Below are 2,840 nucleotides of genomic sequence, written 5' to 3'. Positions count from 1 at the left end.
ACGACGGCGTGGCCCGGCGGGCGCTGACGGTGCCGATACTCCCCGAACACGTCTGGCGCGACCGGACCGAGCCGGCCGCGATCGGCGGCATCCCGGTCGGGACGGTGACGGACGCGCTGGTGACGAACAACATCCCGCCGGTCGGGAGCGGTCCCTTCGAGTTCGTCCGGAACACCCCCCGGGAGCGCCTGCTGCTCGAACGCGTCGACGACCACTTCTCGACGCGGGAGGGGACCGAACTCCCCGACTGGATCGCCGACCCCGCCCTCGACGCGCTGTCGGTCCGGGTCGTCGGCTCGGACGTGGCGGCCGTCGAAGCGGTGGCCGACGGGGACGCCGACGTGACCGGCACCGCCGTCGGCGCGTCGACGGTGCCGCGGATCGGCCGCGCCGAGGGGACCGAACTGCTCGTGCGCCGGTCGGACCGGCCGTACGTGCTCGGCTACAACACCCGCCGCGCCCACCTCTCGAACCCCCGCGTCCGGCACACGCTCGCGCGGCTGATCGACGAGGCGTTCCTCGGCGAGGAGGTGCTCGACGGCTACGCCCGGCCCGCCGTCGGCCCGCTCCAGGGGACGGAGTGGTACCCCGACGATCTCGCGTGGGACGACGGGAACCCCGTGGTCCCGTTTTTCGGACAGGACGGCGAACTGAACGTCGAGACGGCCCGCGAATCGTTCCGCGAGGCGGGCTACCAGTACGACGACGACACGCTCGTCGGGGGGTCGGCGTGAGCCTATTCACCGTCCTCTCCCGCGTCGGCGGCGTCGACCTCCTGCTGCATCTGGTGAGCCTCGGCGCGCTCCGCCGGCTCTCCGGCCTCGGCGTCCGTCGCGGCTCGCTCCGGGAGAACGCCCGCGCGGTCGGGCCGACGGCGGCCGTCCTCGGCGCGCTGCTGCTTGCCAACGGCACCGTCCGGGACGTGGGGGTCCACCTCTCGTGGCTGATCGGGATCAACGTCACCGGCGCGATCCACGCGATCGAGGGCGGGTTCGTCGCCGACCTCCAGTCGTTCGCGTCGCCGCCGCTGACGGCGTACTTCAGCTTCGTCTACGTGTTCGGCTACGTGTTCCTCCTGACGTTCCCGCTCGTGCTCTACGCGCTCCACGACGACACGCGCCCGCTGTCGGCGACGCTGGTGGCCTACGCGCTGAACTACGGCATCGGCCTCGTCTGCTACGTGCTGTTCGTCGCCTACGGCCCGCGGAACTTCATGCCCGGCGCGGTGGAGTCGCTGCTGTTCGCGAACTGGCCGGAGGTCCAGGCGCTCACGAGTCAGGTCAACGAGAACACCAACGTGTTCCCGTCGCTGCACACCTCGCTGTCGGCGACGGTGGCGCTGCTGGCCGCGCGCTACCGCTCGACCGCGCCGGGGTGGCTCCCGATCGCGGCGGTCGGTGCCGCCTCGGTCGCGGTCGCGACGATGTATCTGGGGATCCACTGGCTGACCGACGTGCTCGCCGGCTTCCTGCTCGCGGCGGTCAGCGTCGGCGTCGGCGCGCGGTTCGCGGAGCGCCGACACGGCGAGCAGGAGACGGAGTCGCCCGAACCGTTACACGGCACCGCGGGCGGGGTCGTCGAGCAGTTCCGCCGGTAGTTCGGCGGCACTTTGGTCCCGGCCGGTCGCGAGCAATAGGTGACACACGATTACGGCGTGGCCCTCCGTGGCCGAGACACGAGGCCCCGGCCGGTCGCGCGCCGTAATCGGTTACTCCGCTTCCAGACTCTCGACTACACCCACCAACGAGTCGCTCTCGGCGTGGCCGTGGTCGACCGACAGCGGCGACACCGACACCTCCCCCTCGACCATCGCGCGGCGGTCGCTGCCGTGAGGGTAGCGCTCCTCGTGGCGATCCGCGAGCGGGAACGGGTTCTCGAACCCCTCGGTGTCGGGCCAGACCGAGTCCGAGAGCCGGACCGCGGTCTCGCCGTCGCCGAGGTCGCGGTCGACGGCATCCCCGTCGTGGGCCACGTCGAGGTCGTAGTCGTGTGTGGGCCGGGTGATCCGGGCGTCCGGCTCCGGGGCGTCGACGGGCGCGTTGACGTTCAACAGGTCCACGTCGTCGTACGTGTCGGTCGCGAGCGCGCGGTCGAGCAGGTCCGCGGCCACCCGCGCGGGCCGGGCGAAGTCGTACTCCTCCGGCGGGTGGGGGAAGAAGTCGACCGCGTGGTACGCCGACACCGCGAGCGCCGGAACGCCGAGGAACGCCGCCTCGATGCCCGCGCCGACGGTTCCCGAGCGCCCGACGACGTAGTTGCCCGCGTTCGGGCCGTCGTTGACGCCGGAGACGACCGCGTCGAACTCGGTGTCGAGGCCGTTGAGCGCGTAGGCGACGCAGTCCGCCGGGGTGCCTTCAAGGGAGTACCCCCACGGGTGATCGTGGCGGACGGCGCTGCTCGAACGCGTGCGGCCGACGCCGCTCTGGTTCTCGTGGGGCGCGACGACGGTCACGTCGCCCACGGCGGTGAGCTCCTCGCGGAGGGAGGCGAGGCCGGGGGCGTCGATCCCGTCGTCGTTCGTGAGGAGGATATCGGGGCTGCTCATGCGGGGAGTGGAGGACCGCGGGGAGAAACGGTTTCGATCCGTCGACGGCGGTGTCGGTGCGGGACCTTACGCCCCGTACCACCGGGCAGTCCCGCCCGCGACCAGCACGAGTGCGCCGGCGATGAAAGTTCCGGGAACCGGGAACGCGAACAGGATCGCGCCGAACGCGAGGACGAGTGTCGAGGCTCGCATACGGTCGAAGGTGGGAAGCCACCCGGATACGGGTTGTGGCGGCATTCGGATCGGGTGAGAGTCGGTCGGATCGACCGCGAACACGACCGCGAGCGAGCATGGC

4 protein-coding genes are annotated in these 2,840 nt (G+C 71.7%); 2 read left to right on the top strand and 2 right to left on the bottom strand.

Annotation, left to right across the window (positions count from 1 at the left end; all coding sequences use genetic code 11):
- Nucleotides 1-734 (top strand): ABC transporter substrate-binding protein (locus ACFR9S_RS01210; RefSeq protein ID WP_379817818.1); only part of this gene is annotated, 734 nt, incomplete at its 5' end.
- The gene (locus tag ACFR9S_RS01205; RefSeq protein WP_379817816.1) at nt 731-1,597 is read left to right on the top strand and encodes a phosphatase PAP2 family protein; all 867 of its coding nucleotides are present in this window, start codon (nt 731-733) and stop codon (nt 1,595-1,597) included. The genes ACFR9S_RS01210 and ACFR9S_RS01205, both read left to right, overlap by 4 nt.
- Before the next feature lie 111 nt (nt 1,598-1,708).
- On the opposite strand, the gene surE is transcribed toward ACFR9S_RS01205, so the two are convergent.
- Nucleotides 1,709-2,545, bottom strand: a complete 837-nt coding sequence (gene surE, locus ACFR9S_RS01200) for a 5'/3'-nucleotidase SurE (protein WP_379730586.1) — start codon at nt 2,543-2,545, stop codon at nt 1,709-1,711.
- A gap of 66 nt (nt 2,546-2,611) precedes the next feature.
- Nucleotides 2,612-2,737, bottom strand: a complete 126-nt coding sequence (locus tag ACFR9S_RS01195) for a hypothetical protein (RefSeq protein ID WP_379730588.1) — start codon at nt 2,735-2,737, stop codon at nt 2,612-2,614.
- Nucleotides 2,738-2,840: the final 103 nt, after the last annotated feature.

The organism is Halolamina salina, assembly GCF_042678005.1.
In the GTDB taxonomy this organism is placed as follows: Archaea; Halobacteriota; Halobacteria; order Halobacteriales; family Haloferacaceae; genus Halolamina; species Halolamina salina.
The sequence above is the reverse complement of the archived record's forward strand: the minus strand, read 5'-3'. Positions and strand labels throughout refer to the sequence as shown.